The organism is Leucobacter sp. wl10, assembly GCF_003569785.1.
Lineage (GTDB): Bacteria > Actinomycetota > Actinomycetes > Actinomycetales > Microbacteriaceae > Leucobacter.
This window is the reverse complement of record NZ_KZ983987.1, coordinates 393,438-411,480: the sequence shown is the minus strand read 5'-3', so window position 1 is coordinate 411,480 and position 18,043 is coordinate 393,438. Positions and strand designations below refer to the sequence as shown.

Annotated in this window: 18 protein-coding genes and 1 pseudogene; 4 read left to right on the top strand and 15 right to left on the bottom strand. The window is 73.2% G+C overall.

From position 1 onward, the window contains the following. Positions 1-8 precede the first annotated feature (8 nt). The 4 genes from prpB to D1J51_RS01920 all read right to left on the bottom strand — a co-directional run bounded on the left by prpB (position 9) and on the right by D1J51_RS01920 (position 4,130). Entirely contained in the window at positions 9-908 is a 900-nt protein-coding gene (gene prpB, locus D1J51_RS01935; RefSeq protein ID WP_119073461.1) for a methylisocitrate lyase, read from the bottom strand. Then, positions 908-2,446, bottom strand: a complete 1,539-nt coding sequence (locus D1J51_RS01930; RefSeq protein ID WP_119073460.1) for an MmgE/PrpD family protein — start codon at positions 2,444-2,446, stop codon at positions 908-910. The genes prpB and D1J51_RS01930 overlap by 1 nt, the downstream gene beginning before the upstream one ends. Then, positions 2,443-3,096: a GntR family transcriptional regulator gene (locus D1J51_RS01925; RefSeq protein WP_119073565.1), complete on the bottom strand. Its 654-nt coding sequence runs from the start codon at positions 3,094-3,096 to the stop codon at positions 2,443-2,445. Before D1J51_RS01925 ends, D1J51_RS01930 begins: the two co-directional genes overlap by 4 nt. 107 nt (positions 3,097-3,203) lie before the next feature. Further along, positions 3,204-4,130 (bottom strand): VOC family protein, encoded by a 927-nt coding sequence (locus D1J51_RS01920; protein WP_119073459.1) that lies wholly within the window; start codon positions 4,128-4,130, stop codon positions 3,204-3,206. Positions 4,131-4,178: 48 nt separating this feature from the next. On the opposite strand from D1J51_RS01920, the pseudogene D1J51_RS01915 reads away from it, so the two are divergent. Next, positions 4,179-4,415: pseudogene (locus D1J51_RS01915) on the top strand (IS30 family transposase); the annotation flags it as partial. A 243-nt stretch (positions 4,416-4,658) separates the two neighbouring features. On the opposite strand, the gene D1J51_RS01910 reads toward D1J51_RS01915, so the two are convergent. The 9 genes from D1J51_RS01910 to infC all read right to left on the bottom strand — a co-directional run bounded on the left by D1J51_RS01910 (position 4,659) and on the right by infC (position 14,374). Then, complete coding sequence (locus D1J51_RS01910) at positions 4,659-5,579, bottom strand: endonuclease domain-containing protein (protein WP_119073458.1); 921 nt, start codon at positions 5,577-5,579, stop codon at positions 4,659-4,661. Between the two features lie 258 nt (positions 5,580-5,837). Then, positions 5,838-8,447 (bottom strand): phenylalanine--tRNA ligase subunit beta, encoded by a 2,610-nt coding sequence (gene pheT, locus D1J51_RS01905; RefSeq protein WP_119073457.1) that lies wholly within the window; start codon positions 8,445-8,447, stop codon positions 5,838-5,840. Then, positions 8,447-9,484 (bottom strand): phenylalanine--tRNA ligase subunit alpha, encoded by a 1,038-nt coding sequence (gene pheS, locus D1J51_RS01900; RefSeq protein ID WP_119073456.1) that lies wholly within the window; start codon positions 9,482-9,484, stop codon positions 8,447-8,449. The genes pheT and pheS overlap by 1 nt, the downstream gene beginning before the upstream one ends. An 11-nt stretch (positions 9,485-9,495) precedes the next feature. After that, the gene (locus D1J51_RS01895; RefSeq protein WP_240422763.1) at positions 9,496-11,310 is read right to left on the bottom strand and encodes a 5-oxoprolinase subunit B/C family protein; all 1,815 of its coding nucleotides are present in this window, start codon (positions 11,308-11,310) and stop codon (positions 9,496-9,498) included. Then, positions 11,310-12,065, bottom strand: a complete 756-nt coding sequence (locus D1J51_RS01890; RefSeq protein ID WP_119073455.1) for a LamB/YcsF family protein — start codon at positions 12,063-12,065, stop codon at positions 11,310-11,312. The genes D1J51_RS01895 and D1J51_RS01890 overlap by 1 nt, the downstream gene beginning before the upstream one ends. 59 nt (positions 12,066-12,124) lie before the next feature. Beyond that, the gene (locus D1J51_RS01885; protein ID WP_205547632.1) at positions 12,125-12,928 is read right to left on the bottom strand and encodes a TrmH family RNA methyltransferase; all 804 of its coding nucleotides are present in this window, start codon (positions 12,926-12,928) and stop codon (positions 12,125-12,127) included. 156 nt (positions 12,929-13,084) lie between these two features. Further along, positions 13,085-13,468, bottom strand: coding sequence for a 50S ribosomal protein L20 (gene rplT / locus D1J51_RS01880; protein ID WP_119073454.1), 384 nt, complete (start codon positions 13,466-13,468; stop codon positions 13,085-13,087). Positions 13,469-13,509: 41 nt separating this feature from the next. Continuing rightward, a complete protein-coding gene (gene rpmI, locus D1J51_RS01875) occupies positions 13,510-13,704 on the bottom strand; it encodes a 50S ribosomal protein L35 (protein ID WP_010156662.1) in 195 nt (64 codons plus the stop codon). Positions 13,705-13,771: 67 nt separating this feature from the next. Beyond that, positions 13,772-14,374, bottom strand: coding sequence for a translation initiation factor IF-3 (infC, locus tag D1J51_RS01870; RefSeq protein WP_240422783.1), 603 nt, complete (start codon positions 14,372-14,374; stop codon positions 13,772-13,774). Positions 14,375-14,601: 227 nt separating this feature from the next. On the opposite strand from infC, the gene D1J51_RS01865 reads away from it, so the two are divergent. Then, positions 14,602-14,973 carry a DUF1844 domain-containing protein gene (locus D1J51_RS01865; protein ID WP_119073452.1) on the top strand — a complete coding sequence of 124 codons (372 nt, stop codon included), beginning with the start codon at positions 14,602-14,604 and terminating at the stop codon, positions 14,971-14,973. A gap of 12 nt (positions 14,974-14,985) precedes the next feature. Here D1J51_RS01865 and D1J51_RS01860 read toward each other — a convergent pair whose 3' ends face one another. Then, on the bottom strand, positions 14,986-16,041 hold the full coding sequence (locus D1J51_RS01860; protein WP_119073451.1) for an aldo/keto reductase: 1,056 nt from the start codon (positions 16,039-16,041) through the stop codon (positions 14,986-14,988). Positions 16,042-16,069: 28 nt separating this feature from the next. Here D1J51_RS01860 and D1J51_RS01855 point away from each other — a divergent pair, with 28 nt between their 5' ends. Beyond that, positions 16,070-16,777 carry an AzlC family ABC transporter permease gene (locus D1J51_RS01855; RefSeq protein ID WP_162903610.1) on the top strand — a complete coding sequence of 236 codons (708 nt, stop codon included), beginning with the start codon at positions 16,070-16,072 and terminating at the stop codon, positions 16,775-16,777. Continuing rightward, on the top strand, positions 16,774-17,106 hold the full coding sequence (locus D1J51_RS01850) for a branched-chain amino acid transporter permease (RefSeq protein ID WP_119073450.1): 333 nt from the start codon (positions 16,774-16,776) through the stop codon (positions 17,104-17,106). Before D1J51_RS01855 ends, D1J51_RS01850 begins: the two co-directional genes overlap by 4 nt. 59 nt (positions 17,107-17,165) lie before the next feature. Here the strand turns inward: D1J51_RS01850 and D1J51_RS01845 are convergent, their stop codons facing one another. Beyond that, positions 17,166-18,038, bottom strand: a complete 873-nt coding sequence (locus D1J51_RS01845) for an SseB family protein (RefSeq protein WP_119073449.1) — start codon at positions 18,036-18,038, stop codon at positions 17,166-17,168. Positions 18,039-18,043 lie beyond the last annotated feature (5 nt).

Sequence of the window (18,043 nt, the reverse complement as noted above, 5' to 3'; positions counted from 1 at the left end):
GTCGGCCGCTAACGCTCGACGGTGAAGTTGAACACGCTCGTGTCGAAGCGGTTGTAGTCCTCGTAGTCGATGAGCTCGTAGAGGTCGGCCCGGTGCTGCATCTCGTCGAGCTTGCCGCGCAGGTGCCCCTCCTCGTTCAGGGCGTCGAGCGCCCGGCCGGCCGCGCCCATCGCGATCCGCAGCAGCGACACGGGCCAGATGACGATGTTGACGCCCACGTCGGCGAGCTGCTGAGCGGAGAAGAGCTCGCTCTTGCCGAACTCGGTCATGTTGGCGAGGATCGGCACCTCGAGGGCGGCGCGCATCGCCGCGAACTCCTCGAGCGTGCGCATCGCCTCCGGGAAGACGGCGTCGGCGCCGGCGTCGACGAGGGCCCTCGCGCGGTCGACCGCGGCGTCGAGCCCCTCGACCGCGCGGATGTCGGTGCGCGCCATGATGAGGAAGTTCGGATCCCGGCGCGCGTCGGCGGCTGCCCGGATCCGCTTCGCGGCGGTGTCGAGGTCGACCACGGCCTTGCCGTCGAGGTGGCCGCAGCGCTTCGGGTTGATCTGGTCCTCGATGTGGGCGCCGGCGAGCCCGGCGTCCTCGAGGGTCTGCACGGTGCGCGCCACGTTCATCGGCTCGCCGAAGCCGGTGTCGGCGTCGACGATCGCGGGCAGCTCGGTCACGCGGGCGATCTGCTGGGAGCGCCCCGCCACCTCGGTGAGCGTGGTGAGGCCGATGTCGGGCAGCCCGAGATCGGCCGAGAGCACGGCGCCCGAGATGTAGACCCCGTCGAATCCCCTGCGCTCGATGAGGCGGGCCGAGAGCGGGTTGAAGGCGCCGGGGAAGCGGAGCAGCTCGCCCGACGCGAGGCGCTCGCGGAACGCGCGGCGCTTCTCGTGGGCCGGGGTCTGGGCGTACAGCATCAGAAGAGCCCCTTCGGCGCGTCGGCGGGATCGATGACACCGGATCGCGCGGTGATGTTGATCTCGCGCACCTCGTCGGCGGAGAGCTCGGGCAGGCGCTGCACGAGGTCGAGGAAGCGCTCGATCTCGGCGGGCTCGAGCACGGGGTCGGCGAGCAGACGGAACTTCGCGATGTAGTCGGCGCGGGCGAACGGCCGGGCGCCCAGCGGGTGCGCGTCGGCCACCGCGATCTCGTCGACGATCGTGCCGCCGCTCGTCAGCTCGATCTCCACGCGGCCGCCGAAGGCCTTCTCGTCGGGGTCCTCGGAGTGGTAGCGGCGCGTCCACTCCGGGTCTTCGGCCGTGGTGATCCTGCGCCAGAGCTCGACCGTGTCGGGGCGCGAAGCGCGGGCCGGCGCGTACGAGTCGACGTGGTGCCAGCCGCCGTCCTGCAGCGCGACCGCGAAAATGTACGGGATGGAGTGGTCGAGCGTCTCGCGCGACGCGGTCGGATCGTACTTCTGCGGGTCGTTCGCACCCGAGCCGATGACGTGGTGCGTGTGGTGGCTCGTGTGCAGCACGACGCGCGCGACGTTCGCGGGATCGGCCAGTTCGGGGTGCGCGCCGTGCAGCTTGCGCGCGAGGTCGATCCACGCCTGCGCCTGGTACTCGGCCGAGTGCTCCTTGGTGTAGCTGTCGAGGATGGCGCGCTTCGCCTCTCCCGGTGCCGGGAGCGGCACGTCGTACGCGGCCGACGGCCCGTCGAGCATCCAGGCGATCACGCCGTCCTCGCCCTCGTAGACGGGCGCGGGCGAGGTCTGCCCGCGCATGGCGCGGTCCACGGCCTCGACCGCCATCTTGCCGGCGAACGCGGGCGCGTGCGCCTTCCAGGTGGAGATCTCGCCCTTGCGGCTCTGGCGGGTCGCCGTCGTGGTGTGGAGCGCCTGCCCGACGGCCTGCGAGATGGTCTCCGCGTCGAGGCCGAGCAGCGTGCCGATGCCCGCGGCGGCCGAGGGGCCGAGGTGCGCGACGTGGTCGATCTTGTGCCTGTGCAGGCAGATGGCGCGCACGAGGTCCATCTGGATCTCGTAACCGGTGGCGATGCCGCGCACGAGGGCGCGGCCGTCGGCGCCGACGTGCTGGGCGACCGCGAGGATCGGCGGGATGTTGTCGCCGGGATGCGAGTACTCGGCGGCGAGGAAGGTGTCGTGGTAGTCGAGCTCGCGCACGGCGACCCCGTTCGCCCAGGCGGCCCACTCGGGGCTGGATCTCCGCGCCTCCGGCCCGGAGGCGGCGAGCCCGAAGATCGAGGATCCGGCTCCCCCGGTCGAGACCGGGTGCGCCAGGGCCTGCGCGCGGGCGGCGGCGACGGGGCCGCGGTCGAGGGACGCCGCGGCGACTGCGGCGTTGTCGATGATGCGATTGATGATCATGCCGACCACCTCGGGCTCGACCTCGACGGGATCGGCTGCGACCTCGGCGATCCTCCAGGCCAGCTGCTCGTCGCGGGGCAGCTCCTCCTCACTCCTGTAGACGCGGACGCGGTGGGTGACGGTCATCGGGGTCCTTCCGGGTCGGAGCCCTCGATGGAGCTCAGGATCGAGGCGAGTGCGTTGTGGAGGTGCACGTGGGTGGCGTGCGCGGCGAGCTCGGCGTCGGCGTCGGCGATCGCCCGGGCGATGAGCACGTGCTCCTCGACCGAGGCGCGCAGCCTGGCACGGTTGTCGCGGGCGAGGCGGCGGGCGCGCACGAGGTGGGTGCGGATCGTGCGCAGCGCCGAGGTGAGGTAGCCGTTGTCGACGGCGGCGTCGACGGCGGCGTCGAAGCGCGCGATGAGCGCGTAGTAGTCGTCGGCGGCGAGCTCGCCGGCCTCGGGGCGGGCCTCGGCGAAGTCGGTGGCGAGCGCGCGGAAGATCTCCCGATCGCCGCGCTCCGCCGCGAGGCGGGCCGAGGTCTCCTCGAGGGCGCGCCGCGCCTCGAAGAGCTCGCGGATGTCGTCGGCGTCGAAGCCGGAGACGACCAGCACGCGGGGCGACTGATGCCGCACCAGCCCGTCGGCGGCGAGTCTGCCGATCGCCTCGCGCATAGGGGTGCGGCTCACGCCGAGGCGCTCGGCCTGCTCGACCTCCGCGACGACCGATCCGGGTGTCAGCGCGCCGCTCTGGATCTCGTCCAGCAACACGGCGTACGCCCGATCGCTTGCCCGCACGGCCTCTCCTCCCGACACCTCGAGCGTATACACAAAACTGAAAATATGGAAGCTTTCCGCCCAAATATCCCTATTGCGTATACAAAAACGATCGATGGTGGTGACGGCTAAAAATCGGCGATCACGATCTTCGTCATGCGCATCATCCGCTCGTAGGCGCCCGGCCGTTCCATGAGCTCTCCGAGGTTCGCCGGCACGATCTGCCAGCTCACGCCGAAGCGGTCGGCGAGCCACCCGCACTGCTCGGCCTCGGGCACCGCCGAGAGGGCCTGCCACAGGCGATCGATCTCGGCCTGATCGGCGCACTGCACCTCGAGCGACACGCCGCACGTGAACGGGATGTCCTGCGCGACGCCCGAGTCCATCGCCGCGAACCACTGCTCGCCCACGCGGAACTCGCCGTACATGAGCGCCTCGGGCGTCGCCGGCCCGGTCTGCGCGCCGTATCGATAGCGGCCGCCCGCCCCCGCGTCCTCGAACAGCGAGGCGTAGAGGTCGATCGCCTCGGAAGCCCGGTTCTGCACGGCCCCGGAGAACATCAGCAAGGGCACGACGAAGGGGCGCGGATCCCCGGCGGGATCCGTCAGCATCGGCTGCCAGCTCACCCCGAAGCGATCCTGCACCCAGCCGTAGTGCGAGCTGAAGGGGTACTCCGCGAGCGGCATGAGCACCTCGCCGCCGTCGGAGAGCGCCCGCCACACGAGGTCGAGCCGATCCCGCGCCGCGTCCTCGCTGCCGCCGAACATGAGCGGATCGAAGTTCAGCATGAACGAGATCGAGGGGTTCGGGCGGAACTCGTCGCCCGCGTTGATGAGCGTGAACCGGGTGCTCCCCGCGCCCGCGGGGTCGGGGATCTCGAGCGCCACCGTGAGCGGAGCCCCCGCGAACTCGAGCTGGAAGTCCAGCAGGCCGGTGTCGGGATACCGGGCCTCGACGGCCGATGTCGCGCCGGGGAACACGGACGCGTAGTACTCCCCCGCCTCCTCCGCGTTGCGGTTGCACCAGACGTTGGGAATGATCCTCTGAGCGGACATGGCGGCCTCCTCGCGCGTGATGCTCTCAGTATCCCCGCACCCTCCGACGCGCACAAGAAGTTCGCGGTCGCCGCAGATACGCCCGTGTTCTTCTGCGATCCGGCGTCACCCTGGCAGCGAGGGCCGAATGAGAACACGAACCGGCTTCTCCGCCAGTACTTCCCGAAGGGCACCGATCTCTCGGTTCATACCCCCGACGAGTTCGCACGAGCAGCCGGCCAGCTCAACACCCGCCCGCGCAAGACGCCGGGGTGGGAGACTCCCGCGCAGCGCCTCGCCACGCTCCTCAGCACCAGCGGGCGCCCTCCCCGCCGCACCCGCGTCGGCCCCGCGCGGCGACACGGGCCCGTCAGCGCTCCGTGTGCGGCGGAATCGGCCCCTCGAGTTCCGTTCATACGCCGAGCTCGAACGGAACTCGAGGGGCCGATTCCGGGCGCGAGGGCGGAGGCCACGGGAGGCGCGGAGGCGCGCTCGGCAGAGCACGACGAGCGGCTCCCGCGCCTCCTCGGGCGCGAGCCGGTCGCCCGCTCAGACCATCGCCGCCCGAGCCTTCGCGATCGCGTTCGCGAGGCGCGCGAGGAACTCACGCGGATCCCTCAGATCGATCGCGGTGACGACCAGGACCGTCCAGCCCGCGTCCCGCATCGCCTCCCGACGCGCATTGTCCCGGCGCCGCTGCTCGACGCCGCTGTCGAAGTGGTACTCGCCGTCGTAGTCGATGGCGATCCGCAGCTCCGGGTAGCCGAGATCGGCGTGCAGCACTCTCCCGAGCACCGGCACCGGGCAGCAGGTTCGTGGCTCCGGCAGCCCGGCAGCCGTGATGCGCAGTCTGAGGAGAGTCTCGGACGGGGACTCCACGCCGGTGCGCAGCAGCGGCAGCGCCGTCCGCAGCGCGGCCACGCCCGTGCAACCCTCGAACCGCTGCACCGTCGACTCCAGCTCCTGCAGCCGGCACAGGGGCGCCTCATAGCGCGAGGCGCCCGAGACGAGGAAGTCGCCGGCCACCACCAGCTCATCCGGGCTGCTGCAGGCGGCGAGCAGTCCCCAGACGTCCGCGGGGCGCGGCAGCCAGGAGGGCGCCCCGGGGAGCTCGCTCAGGGCGCCCGGGCGGAGCTGATGTCCCGCGATCTCCCGGTGCTTCGGCGGTCTCTGCGGCCGGATCGCCCCGACGGATAGCGGGCCACCGCTGCGAATCAACGGGATCTCGTAGAGTTCGGCTGCAGTGCGCCTGGAGATGAAGCGACCGGGGCGCATCAGTACATGCAACGCGGAGACCCGCACCGCAAGGGACTCGGGATCAAGCCCGGGAACGACGGCGACGCCGTGCAGCACCCGCGGCACGTCCTCTGCGTAGAGGCGCCACTTCGGCACGCCTGCGGCGCGCAACGCCGACACTCGGGCGACGGAGCCCGTCACTCCGGGGGCGTTGATCGGCGACAGCGGGCGCATGCCATCAACGGTACGGGAATCCCGGAAGTCCCACTCGCGCTCTCCACAGGGCCGCCGAGGCGGAGCCAGGATCGGGGGCGCGCTTGTGGATAACCCGGGCTCGAGGATGGCCGGGGCTCGGGATCGCCGGATGCGGGATCGAGGCTGCAGCAGAATCGTCCCCGCGAAGTCCCTTCAAGCTCGGCGCACGAACGAACTTCGAGGGGCAGATTCCGTGAGTCGGCGCGGCGCGGCGCGAGCGCAGCGCCGCCCCCGGGGCTACTCCCGCAGCCTCGCGCCGAACGCCAGCTCGGCGGCCGCGACTCCCGCGAGCTTCGCCTCGCTGGCCTCCTCGGCCTTCAGCGTGCGGTCGCCCGCGCGGAAGCGCAGGGCGAAGGTCAGCGCCTTCCGCCCCTCCTCGAGGCCGGCCCCCCGGTAGTCGGCGACGACGCGGGCGTGCTCGAGCAGCTCTCCGGCGCCGGCCTCCACCACCGCGAGCACGTCTCCGGCGGGCACGTCCTCCGCGACCACGAGCGTGAGATCCTGCGTGGCGGCCGGGTATCCGGAGAGCGGCGCGGTCTCGGGCTGGCGCGGGGCCAGCTCGATGATGCGGTCGAGATCGAGTTCGAATGCGGCGGCCCGGCCGGGCAGGTGGTGCTCGGCGACCAGTTGCGGAAGGAGCTCTCCCGCGACGCCGACCACCTCGAGGCCGCCCTCGTCGCCGTCGGCGTCGAGGTCGTGCGCACCGGCGCCGACGCGGATCGCGAGCTCCGCGGTGCGGCCGGGGTGGAAGGCGCGGTGCGAGCCCTGCGACACGACCAGCTCGGCCGACACGGCACCGGCGACCGTGCGCGCGGCGTCGAGCGCGTCGGCCCAGTCGTAGGCGCGCGCGGACTCGCCGGGCTGCTTGACCACGGCGTCGCCGAGCAGCAGCCCGGCCGCGCGGCGCGGCTGCCGCGGGATCGAGGCGTCGAGTTCGGCGAGCGCCTCGTCGGAGGGCCGCTCGGCGAGCGGCGGCACGAGGCCGGTGCCGAGTGCGGCGGCATCGGCGCCCGGCTCGAACACCGCCCCGAACTCGACGAGCGCGAGGTCGGTGAGCCCGCGCGACACGTTGCGCTGCGCCGCGGTCACGAGACCGGGCAGCAGCGAGCGGCGCAGGAACGGCGCCTCGCCGTCGAGCGGGTTCGCCAGGCGCACGGCCTCGACCGATGCGGTCCCGGTCTCGCCCGCCTGCGCCCCCGCGCCGAGGGCGTCGAGCTGCCGCTGCGTCACGAAGGGGTAGCTCTGCACCTCCTCGAAGCCCGCGGCGGTCACCACGTTCGCGGCGCGGCGGCGCAGGCGCTGCTCGCGGGTGAGGCCTCGCCCGGCGGGCGCGACCGGCAGCACCGACGGGATGCGATCGTAGCCGACGATGCGCGCGACCTCCTCGGCCAGGTCGGCGCCTCGGGAGAGGTCGGATCGCCAGCTGGGCGGCGTGACGAGGAGCAGGCCGGGATCCCCCGCGGCTCCGAGGGAGACCGGGCACCCGATCATCTCGATCGCGCCGCGGATCTCCTCGTCGGTGTAGTCGGTGCCGAGCAGCCCGTTGACGCTCGACATCCGCAGGCGCACGACCTGCGGATCCCACGCGGGAACGAGCTCGGATCCGAGCTCGTCGGCGGTGCCGCCCGCCAGCTCCACCAGCAGGTCGACCATGCGCTGCGCGGCCGCCCGGCCGACCAGGGGGTCGACGCCGCGCTCGAAGCGCCTCGAGGCCTCGCTGGGCAGCTTGTGCCTGCGGGCGGTACGGGCGATCGACACGGGGTCGAAGGTGGCCGCTTCGATGAGCACGTCGACGGTGGACTCGTCGGCCTTGGTCGACTCGCCGCCCATCACGCCGGCGAGCCCTATGGGGCCCGAGTCGTCGGCGATGAGCAGATCCTCGGGGTGCAGCTCGCGCTCCTGGCCGTCGAGGGTCACGAGGGTCTCGCCCCCGCGGGCGCGGCGCACGGTGATCCCCCCCTGCAGCTTCGCCAGGTCGTAGGCGTGCAGCGGCTGCCCCAGCTCGAGCATCACGTAGTTCGAGATGTCGACCTCGAGCGAGAGCGAGCGGATGCCGGCGAGCTGCAGGCGCGTCACCATCCAGGGCGGCGTCGGGCGCGACTGGTCGATGCCGCGCACCACGCGCGTCACGAAGCCCGAGGCCCCGGCGCGGCCGCGGATCGGCGCCTCGTCGTGGATGGCCACCGGGAACCCGGCTCCGGGCACGGGCGAGACCGCGAGGGCGGGGTCGCGGAACTCGGCGCCCGTCGCGTGGCCGTACTCGCGCGCCACGCCGCGGATGGAGAGGGCGTAGCCGCGATCCGGGGTCACGTTGATCTCGACGGCGGTCTGGTCGAGACCCAGCAGCGCCCTCGCGTCGTCGCCGGGGGCGAGCGCGTCGGGGTCGAACCCGAGCCGCGAGAGCACGATGATGCCGTCGTGGTCCTCGCCGAGGGAGAGCTCGCGCGCCGAGGCGATCATGCCGTCGGAGACGTGGCCGTAGGTCTCGCGGGCCGCGATCTCGAAGCCGCCCGGCAGCACGGCCCCGGGCAGCGTCACCACGACCTTGTCGCCCGCCTCGAAGTTGTGCGCCCCGCAGACGATGCCGCGCACGTCGCCGCCGCCGTCGGCCGCGCGCCGCCCCTCGGGGGCCACCCGGACCCGGCACCAGTTCACGGTCTTGCCGTTGGAGTGCGCCTCGGGTTCGCGCGAGAGCACCTCGCCGACCACGATGGGCCCGGTCACGTCGAAGCGCCGGATCGACTCCTCCTCGAAGCCCACGCGCACGAGGTCGGCGTGCACCCGCTCGGGGGTGACGCCGTCGGGCAGCGAGACGTACTCGCCGAGCCAGCTGAGTGGAACGCGCATCAGACCAGTCCTCCGAACTGACGGTTGAATCTCACGTCGCCCTCGACCATGTCGCGCATGTCGCCCAGGTCGTGGCGGAACTGCAGGGTGCGCTCGATGCCCATGCCGAACGCGAAGCCCTGGTGCTCGGCGGGGTCGATCCCTGCGGCGAGCAGCACCCTCGGGTCGACCATGCCGCAGCCGCCCCACTCGACCCAGCGGGCGCCGCCCTTGGCGTTCGGCTGCCACACGTCCATCTCGGCCGAGGGCTCGGTGAACGGGAAGAAGTTGGGGCGCAGGCGGATCTTCGCCTCCTCGCCGAACATCTGCCGGGCGAAGTGCTCGAGCGTGCCGCGCAGGTGCGCCATCGTGAGGCCGCGGTCGATCGCGAGCCCCTCGATCTGCTGGAACACGGGGGTGTGCGTCGCGTCGAGCTCGTCGGTGCGGTACACGCGGCCGGGCGCGACCACGTAGACGGGCAGCTCGCGATCCAGCAGCGCCCGGATCTGCACGGGCGAGGTGTGGGTGCGCAGGATCAGGTGCCGATCGGCGGGGTGCACGAAGAAGGTGTCCTGCATGGCGCGTGCCGGGTGATCCGGATCGAAGCCGAGGGCGTCGAAGTTGAACCACTCGTGCTCGATCTCGGGGCCCTCGGCGACCTCCCATCCCATGCCCACGAAGATGTCCGCGGCCTCCTCCTGCAGCTGGGCGAGCGGATGGCGGGTGCCGGCGCCGCGGCGCGCGGGAGCCGCGGTGACGTCGACGGTCTCCGCGACGAGCCGCTCCGCCGCCTCCTGCTCGACCAGCTCGGCCTCGCGCTCCCTGCAGGCGCCCTCGATGCGCCCGCGGGCCTGACCCATGAGCTTGCCGGTGGCGGCCTTCTCGTCCTTCGGCACCGCGCGCATGAGCGCGTTGAGTCTGGCGATGGCGGAGGCGTCGCCCGCGTGCTCGGTGCGGGCGGCCTTCAGCTCCGCGACGGAGCCGGCAGCTGCGAAGGCGGCGAGCGCTGCGGCGACGGCCGCGTCGGCCGCTTCTTGGCTGATCGGGTTATCTGACACGAGGCTCTATCTTACCGGGAGCGGCCGCCGCGGCGGTGCCGCTCGCACTCGGCGACGATCGGCTCGATCGCCTCGGCCAGCCGGGCCTCGTCCGGCGCGGCGAGCAGCCGGTCGAGCGCGGCCGCGAGCTCCGACGGGAGGGTGAGCGGGAAGCGGCGCCCGTCGACCTCGATCGAGCAGGAGACGCGCCCGTCGGCCCGGGCCGCGCGTCCCGGTTCCGGGTCGTCGGGATCGACCGCCTGGAATCTCACGACCTGACCGGGCCGCAGCTGGCCGGCCAGGTCGAGATCGGAGTCGATCACCGCGCCGATGACGGGGTACCCGCCGGTGACCGGATGATCCGCGAGGAGCAGCACCGGGAGGCCGCTCGGCGGCACCTGCAGCGCCCCCCGCACGGTCCCCTCGGGGGCGAGCTCGCCCGCGCGCGAACGCCTGAGCGGCTCGGCCCCCGTCTCGAGCCGCAGGCCCACGCGGTTCGAGACGGGAGAGACCCTCCACTCGGTTCGCGCCAGCCGATCCGGCTCTCCGGCGGCGAACCAGTCGTCGCGGGGACCGGGCACGAAGCGCAGCACGGCGGGCTCGTCCGGGGCGGGAAGCCGCGGCGGCCGTTCCCCCGGGGCGGCGGGCGGGCGCGGCGCGGAGTCGGGGCCCGCCGCGAGCCGGTCGCCCGCGGAGAGCGGCGGGATCCCGAGCCCCGAGAGGCTGTCGTGCGCGAGGGAGCCGAGCTCCGGCCTCCCCGCGATGCCGCCCCGCACGGCGACATAGCAGCGCAGTCCGCGCTCGGGCATGCCGAGGCGCAGGCGCTCGCCGGGGTGCAGGCCGAAGGCGCGATCCGGCGCCTCGTCCCGCCGCCCCCGGGGCGTCTCGACCAGGATCGGGGCGTCGGCCCCCGAGACCGCGACGGTGATGGCGCGGTCCGCGCGCAGCACCAGTCCCCCGCCGAGCGCCTCGAGCGCAGCCGCCCCCTCCGCGTTCCCCACGGCTCGATTCGCGCGGGCGAGGGCGCCCCGATCGGCGGCGCCCGACGCCGTGACGCCGAGCGAGGCGTTTCCGGGGCGGCCCGCATCCTGCACGGTGGTCTGCATGCCCGGAGCGACGACCGTGAACGCCGCCGTCCCGGCGGGCTCTCCCGGTCCAGCACCGCCCGGCGCAGTGCCGCGGCGGCGGCCGCGGGCCTCGACCCGTTCGCGCACCGGCCGGAACCGCACGGTGTCGCCCGGCGCGACGAGCGCGGGCTGCGCTCGCGACGGGTCCCAGAGGCGCGCCCCGGTGCGTCCGAGCAGGCGCCAGCCGCCCGGGGACTCCCCCGGGTACACCGCCGAGAAGCCGCCGGCGAGGGCGACGGACCCCGCCGGCACGACCGTGCGGGGCGACGCGAGCCGGGGCACCTCGAGCAGCCGGGGATCGCCGCCCACGAGGTAGGCGAAGCCGGGAGCGAATCCGCAGAACGCCGCGCGCCAGGGCGTGCCGGAGTGCGCGGAGACCACCGCCTCCGACGACAGGCCGACGAGCTCCGCGACCTCCGCGAGGTCCGCGCCGTCGTACACCACGTCGATCGGCACCTCGCGCGACCGGACTCCCGCCGCCTCGCCGAGCTCGCGGTCGCCCACCGCGGCTTCGACCCGCCGCACCGCCGCCCGATCCTCGCACACCGCCAGCACGGTCCGCGCCGCCGGCACGACCTCCGCGACGCCGGAGATCCGGGCGTTGCGGAGCGCCGAGGCGACGCGCATCACCGCGTCGAGGTCGGGCAGGTCGACGATGCAGGCCCGGTCTCCGACGGCCCGCACCGGGAACGCGCCCCGCGCCCCCGCGCCGGCGTCCACTAGACGAAGCTCCGGATCTCGACCCCCGCCGCCTCGAGCTCCGCCCGGATGCGGCGGGCGAGCCGCACCGCCTCCGGGTGGTCGCCGTGCAGGCAGATGCTCTCGGCCTCCAGGTGCAGCGCGCTGCCGCCCCGGGCCGTCAGCGGCTCGCCCCTCGCGAGGCGCAGGGCCTGGGCGACCGCGGCGTCCTCGCCGAGCAGCGCCCCCGGCGCGCCGCGCTTCACCAGGGTGCCGTCGGGGAGGTACCCGCGGTCGGCGAAGGCCTCCGGAACCGCACGCAGGCCGCTCTCGCGCGCGACCCGCTCGGCTACGGATCCCGGCAGCACCATGAGCGGCAGCCGGTCGTCGACCTCGAGCACGGCCCGCGCCACCGCCCGCGCCTGACCCTCGTGCACCGCGATCGCGTTGTAGAGCCCGCCGTGCGGCTTGACGTAGCGCACGTCGCCGCCCACGCTGCGGGCGAGCGCCTGCAGCGCGCCGATCTGATAGATCGTCTCGTCGGTGAGCTCGTTCGGCTCGACATCGATGAAGCGCCGCCCGAAGCCGGCCAGGTCTCGATAGCCGGGGTGCGCGCCGATGGCGACGCCCGCCGCCACCGCCGCCCGGCAGGTCGCGCGGATGCCCGGCGGGTCCCCGCCGTGGAAGCCGCAGGCGATGTTGGCGCTCGACACCGAGGCGAGCACGGCCGCGTCGTCGCCCAGGCGGTAGACGCCGAACGACTCGCCGAGGTCGCTGTTCAGGTCGATCGCCGACATGTCACTCCTCACGCTCGTGCCCTGCACCCATTGTGATGCATCCGGCCCCGCCGCGCGCCCTACGCGTTCTGCGCGAACGCCGTCTCGTAGATCAGCACGCTCGCGGCGGTCGCGAGGTTGAGGGACTCCGCGGCGCCGTAGATCGGCAGCCGCAGCGAGCGGTCGGCGAGCGCGCGATCCGGCGCGCTGAGGCCTCGCGCCTCGTTGCCGAAGATCCAGGCCACCGGGCCGGCGAGCAGCGCGCGGGCCCCGATGAGATCCGAGCCCCGCACGTCGGCGGCGAGCGTCGTGAGCCCCGCCTCTCGAGCCGCGTCGACGACCTCGCCCAGCGCGCCGGCCACGACGACCGGCAGGTGGAACAGCGACCCGGTCGTGGCGCGCACCACCTTCGGGTGGAACGGATCGACGCTCTCCCCCGCGAAGACCACCGCGTCGGCTCCGGCCGCGTCGGCGACGCGCAGCACCGCGCCCGCGTTGCCCGGATCCCGCACCTCGTGCAGCACCGCCACGAGCCTCGCCCCCTGCAACGCCTCGGCGACCGGCGTCTCCCAGCTGCGCGCCACCGCGGCCACCCCCTGCGGGCTCACCGTCCCGCTCAGCGCGGTGAGCACGGCGTCCGTCGCCCGCTCGACGCGCACACCGGCGCCGGAGGCCAGTCGGCCCGTCTCGTGCTGCCAGGGCTCGTCGCCCGTCGACGCGTACACGACCTCGGCCAGCTCCGGTCGGTGCGCGAGCAGCTCGCGCACCGCCTGCGGCCCCTCGACCAGGAAGCGCCCCTGCGCCTGGCGCTCCCGCTTGCGGGCGAGCGCCGCGGCCCGTCTCACCCGGGGCGCTTTGGGGTTGCTCACGATCGCATCGTCCACCCCACCAGCCTATCCAGCCGGTTCGCGACGTCGAACGCGGGGTGCGGCCCGACTGACGATCCTGGCCCGAACGGGGATCCCCCGGCCGGGCGGGCGGCGCGGACACGACGAGACCCCGCCGTCCGAGAACAGGACGGCGGGGTCTCGCGGATCCGGTTACGCGGCCTTCGGGGCCGAGGTGTCCTCGGGAAGCGCGTTCTTCGCGACCCCGACGAGTGCGGCGAAGGCGGCCTGGTCGTTCACGGCGAGCTCGGCGAGCATGCGGCGATCGATCTCGACGCCCGCGAGGCCGAGGCCCTGGATCAAGCGGTTGTAGGTGAGGCCGTTGGCGCGGGCGCCAGCGTTGATGCGCTGGATCCACAGGCGGCGGAAGTCGCCCTTCTTCTTGCGGCGATCGTTGTACGCGTAGACGAGCGAGTGGGTGACCTGCTCCTTGGCCTTGCGGTACAGGCGCGAACGCTGACCGCGGTACCCCTCGGCGCGCTCGAGGATGACGCGACGCTTCTTGTGGGCGTTGACCGCCCGCTTGACTCTTGCCATTTCAGTTCTTCCTTATGTTCTCAGGTGAAAGCTGGTTGCGCTCAGTGTCCGAGGAGCTTCATCGCCTGCTTGGCGTCGCCCTTGGCGAGCACCTGCTCGGCGTTCAGGCGGCGCTTGCGCTTCGAGGCCTTCACCTCGAGGTTGTGGCGCATGCCGGCCTGCTGCTTCATCAGCTTGCCGGAGCCGGTGAGCTTGAAGCGCTTCTTGGCCCCCGAGTGGGTCTTCTGCTTGGGCATCGATTTCTCCTTGTTGTGTGCGCGCCGGAACGGCTGCGTGGTGCTTCGCTGGGCGGTGCGCCGCGGACTACTCGCCGGCGGCGGAGCCCGCCGCCTTGTCCGCCCGGCGACTGGCCTTCTCCTCGGCTCGGCGAGCGTTCTGCTCGGCCTTCGCCTCGGACTTGTTCTTGAGTGGGGCGACGACCATCACCATGTTGCGGCCGTCGATGCGGGGAGCCGACTCGACGGTGCCGAACTCGGCGATGTCCTCCGAGAACTGCTGCAGCAGACGCACGCCCATCTCGGGGCGCGACTGCTCGCGGCCGCGGAACAGGATCATGGCCTTGACCTTGTCGCCCTGCGAGAGGAAGCCGATAGCGCGCTTCGTCTTCGTCTCGTAGTCGTGCTTGTCGATCTTCAGGCGGAACCGGACCTCCTTGAGCACCGTGTTCGCCTGATTGCGACGGGCCTCCTTCTGCTTCTGGGCGGCCTCGTACTTGTACTTGCCGAAGTCCATGATCTTGGCCACGGGCGGCTTCGAGTTCGGGGCAACCTCGACGAGATCGAGATCGGCGTCTGCCGCCAGGCGCAGCGCGGTCTCGATCGGCACGACACCGACCTGCTCGCCACTGGGTCCTACCAGTCGCACCTCGGGGACGCGGATTCTGTCATTCGTACGGGGATCGCTGATCGCTGGCTCCTCTGATCTCGTGCGGTGGGCGCTCGCCGAGCGACGGAGGGAGATCAGGGCCGCGCAGGCCCGCACCCTTGCAGCTGCCGCGTGAGCGACGGGGTGCCAACGACCCGGTAACCTAGAAGGCGGTGCCGGGTGGGAGTATCTCCTCTTCCGCATCCCGGCAAGTCGCCGAGAACCACAGACAATCCTAGCACACGTACGATTCTCACAGTCAGGACAGCATGAGCGAGAGCCCGCAGCACGACGCATCGATCCCCGGGGCGGATACCGCCGCCCGGGCCGCGCGAGACATCGCCGAGGTTCCGGCGGTCGAGATCATCACCGCCGCCGCCGTGAACCTGCTCAGCGCCGCGGCCGTCAAGTGCGGCCTCTCCGACGATCCCGAGACCGAGACCGACCTCGACGAGGCGCGCAAGCTCATCAACGCGCTCGCCGGCCTCATCACGGCCGGCGCCCCCGAGATCAGCGACTCGCACGCGCGGCCCCTGCGCGACGGCCTGCGATCCGTGCAGCTGGCCTTCCGCGAGGCGTCCCTCATCCCCGACGCCCCGGGGCAGGGGCCGGGCGAGAAGTACACCGGTTCAGTGATCTGATCGGCCCCGCGCTCACCCGAGCAGGGGTACTTCGCCGCCGAGACGGGCGTCGCGCCACAGGTCGACCTGCGCGTCCACGGGCGAGAGCAGCTCATCGATCGCGGCCAGCTCGTCGGCCGAGAAGTCGAGGCGCTCGAGCGCCCGCCAGTTCTCGTCGAGCTGCGAGAGCCGGCTCGCGCCCACCACGAGACTGGTGACCCGCTCATCGCGCAGCGCCCACGCGAGCGCCAGCTGCGCGAGGCTCTGCCCGCGCGCGGCGGCGGCCTGCGCGAGCCCGCGCAGGCTCTCGCGCAGCTCCTCGGTGAGCGCCGACGAGGAGAAACTGCCCGGGCTCGCCGCGCGCGATCCCTCGGGCACCCCGTCAAGGTACTTGTCGGTGAGCATGCCCTGGGCGAGCGCCGTGAAGCCGATCACGCCGAAGCCCTGCTCCGCGGCGGCTTCGAGCAGACCCTCGGTCTCGATCCAGCGGTTCAGCATGCTGTAGGAGGGCTGGTGGATCGCGACGGGCGTGCCGAGCTCCCGCAGCAGTCCCGCCAGCTCGCGGGCGGCGGCGGCGGAGTACGACGACATGCCGACGTAGTGGGCGCGGCCGGAGCGCACGACGAAGTCGAGGGCGGCGGCGGTCTCCTCGAGCGGGGTGCGCGGGTCAGGGCGGTGCGTGTAGAAGAGATCGACGCGGTCGAGCCCGAGCCGCTCGAGCGAGCGGTCGAGGCTCGACACGAGGTGCTTGCGGCTCGCGCCTGCGCCGTGCGGGCCCGGCCACATGTCCCAGCCCGCCTTCGTCGAGATGACGAGCTCGTCGCGGTGCGCCGCGAGGTCGCGCCGCAGGATCCGCCCAAAGTTGCGCTCCGCCGCCCCGTAGGGCGGACCGTAGTTGTTGGCGAGGTCGAAGTGGAAGATGCCTCGCTCGAACGCTCCGAGCACCAGCTCGCGCTGGGTGTCGTGAGGCCGGTCGTCGCCGAAGTTCTGCCACAGCCCGAGCGACAGGAGCGGCAGGTGCAGGCCGCTCCGGCCGACCCGGCGCACGGGGGTGCGATCGTAGCGGGAGGTGCGCTCATCGAGGTCCATGACCCCGATGATACGGCAGGATGGACGCATGCCCGCTCCCGCCCAGCCCGCCCCCGAGCCCCCGGAGGGACAGGCGCGCGCGGGCCTCGCAGACTCTCTCGGCGTCGGGATCGGGATCTTTCCGCTCGGCGTGGCGCTCGGCATGCTCGTGATGCAGGCCGGGCTGCCGTGGTGGCTCGCCCCCGCCCTCTCGATCGGGATCTTCGCGGGGTCGGTGGAACTGCTCATGGTGAGCATGCTGGCGTCGGCGGCGCCCCTCGTCACGATCGCGGCGACCGTGTTCGCCCTCAACTTCCGGCACGTCTTCTACGCCTTCTCGTTCCCCCTGGGGCGCGTGCGCAGGGGACTCCCCCGCGCCTACTCCGTATACGCGCTCATCGACGAGGCCTACGCCACCTACGCGCTGCTCCCCGCCGAGAAGCTGAGCTCGGCGCGGATCGTGACCGGCCAGCTCGCCATGCAGGCGTACTGGGTCGGCGGCGGGCTCCTGGGTGTGGCGATCGCGGCCGCGCTCCCCGAGCCCATCGAGGGCTTCGAGTTCGCGCTGTACGCGCTCTTCATCGTCATGACCCTCGACGCCGCGCGCAGCCGCAGGGAGATCCCGTCGATCGCGCTCGCGGGCCTCGCCATGACCGCCGCGATCCTCCTCGCCCCCGGCTCGGCGCTGCTGGTCGGCCTCGCGCTCTTCACCGCGCTGCTCGTACTCAGGCACCTGCTCGAGAGGTCGAGGCGATGACCGGCCCCTCCGCCTGGTACCTGATCGCGGCGATCGCCATCGGCGGGGTCATCACCCTCGGCCTGCGCGCGATCCCCTTCGCGATGCTCAAGCCGCTGCGCAGGTCGAGGCTCGTGCAGCGGCTCGGAGCCTGGATGCCCGCGGGGCTGCTGCTGATCCTCGTCATCGCGGTGCTGCGCGACGAGATCATGGCCCGGCCGGGCGAGATCTGGGCCATCGCGGCGGCGTCGGCGGTCACGGTCGCGGTGCACCTCGCCTGCAAGCGGCGCGCGCTGCTCAGCATCGCCGCCGGTACCGCCTGCTACGTGCTGCTGCTCAACCTGCTCTGAGGCCGCGGGCAGAGCAGCGCGACGAGGGTGCGTGCCGAGGCACCGCCCCGGCGAGGCCCTCAGCGCAGGCGCACCCGGAGGGAGTCGACGCGCTCGGCGATGACCTCGCTCGCGGCCCAGCGGCGCTGAGCGGCGGCGACGAGCCGCTGCAGCGCGTCGCGGTCGAGGCCGGGGGCGAGGTGCAGGGTCGCGTCGGTCTCGGCGGCGAGCAGCCGCCCCTCGGGGTCGCCCGGCCCGAGGACGACGTCCACGATGCGGCGGTCCTCCGCGGTCGAGGCGCGGAACGCCGCGAGCACCTCGGGATCCGCCCAGGCCGGGACGACCCGCAGCCCCAGCGCCACGGCCTGGAGCTGGGTGCGCCGCACGCCGAACTCCCGGGCCGGAGTTCCCGGGTCGACGATGATGAGATCGGTGCGCTCCTGGGCCGCGGCGAGCGCGGCCTGCGGGGCGGGCACCGGGATCGGCCTGGCCTCCGCGTTCCAGGCGCGCATCGCGTCGACCGAGCTGAACACCGGCATCACGCGGCGGCCATCGGGCGCCGCGACGGTGACGATGGAGAGCTCCTGCGACTTGTCCACGACCCGCCCCTCGGGGGTGAGCCCGGTGTCGCCCGCCTCGGCGACCAGCGGGATGAGCAGGCGCACCCGGGAGAGCGCCAGGATCGCCTCCGCGTGAGCCGCCGCCAGTCGGGCGAGCGGCTCACCGCCGCCGGGAGACAGGCGCGCAGCCGCCTCCCGCACGGCCGCCACAGCGGAGGCGAGCTCCGCCGGCGTCGCGCCGTCGTCGTCGGCGAAGTCGGTGCCGTGGTGCTCGAAATCGCGCCCCTCCCACGGGAAGCCGGCCGAGTCCGCCGCGCCGCCGGGGACGAGGCTCTCGGGCGCCCCCGTCGAGCGCGGGGCGTCACCGGTGGACGGCAGGCGTTTGATGGCCACGGACC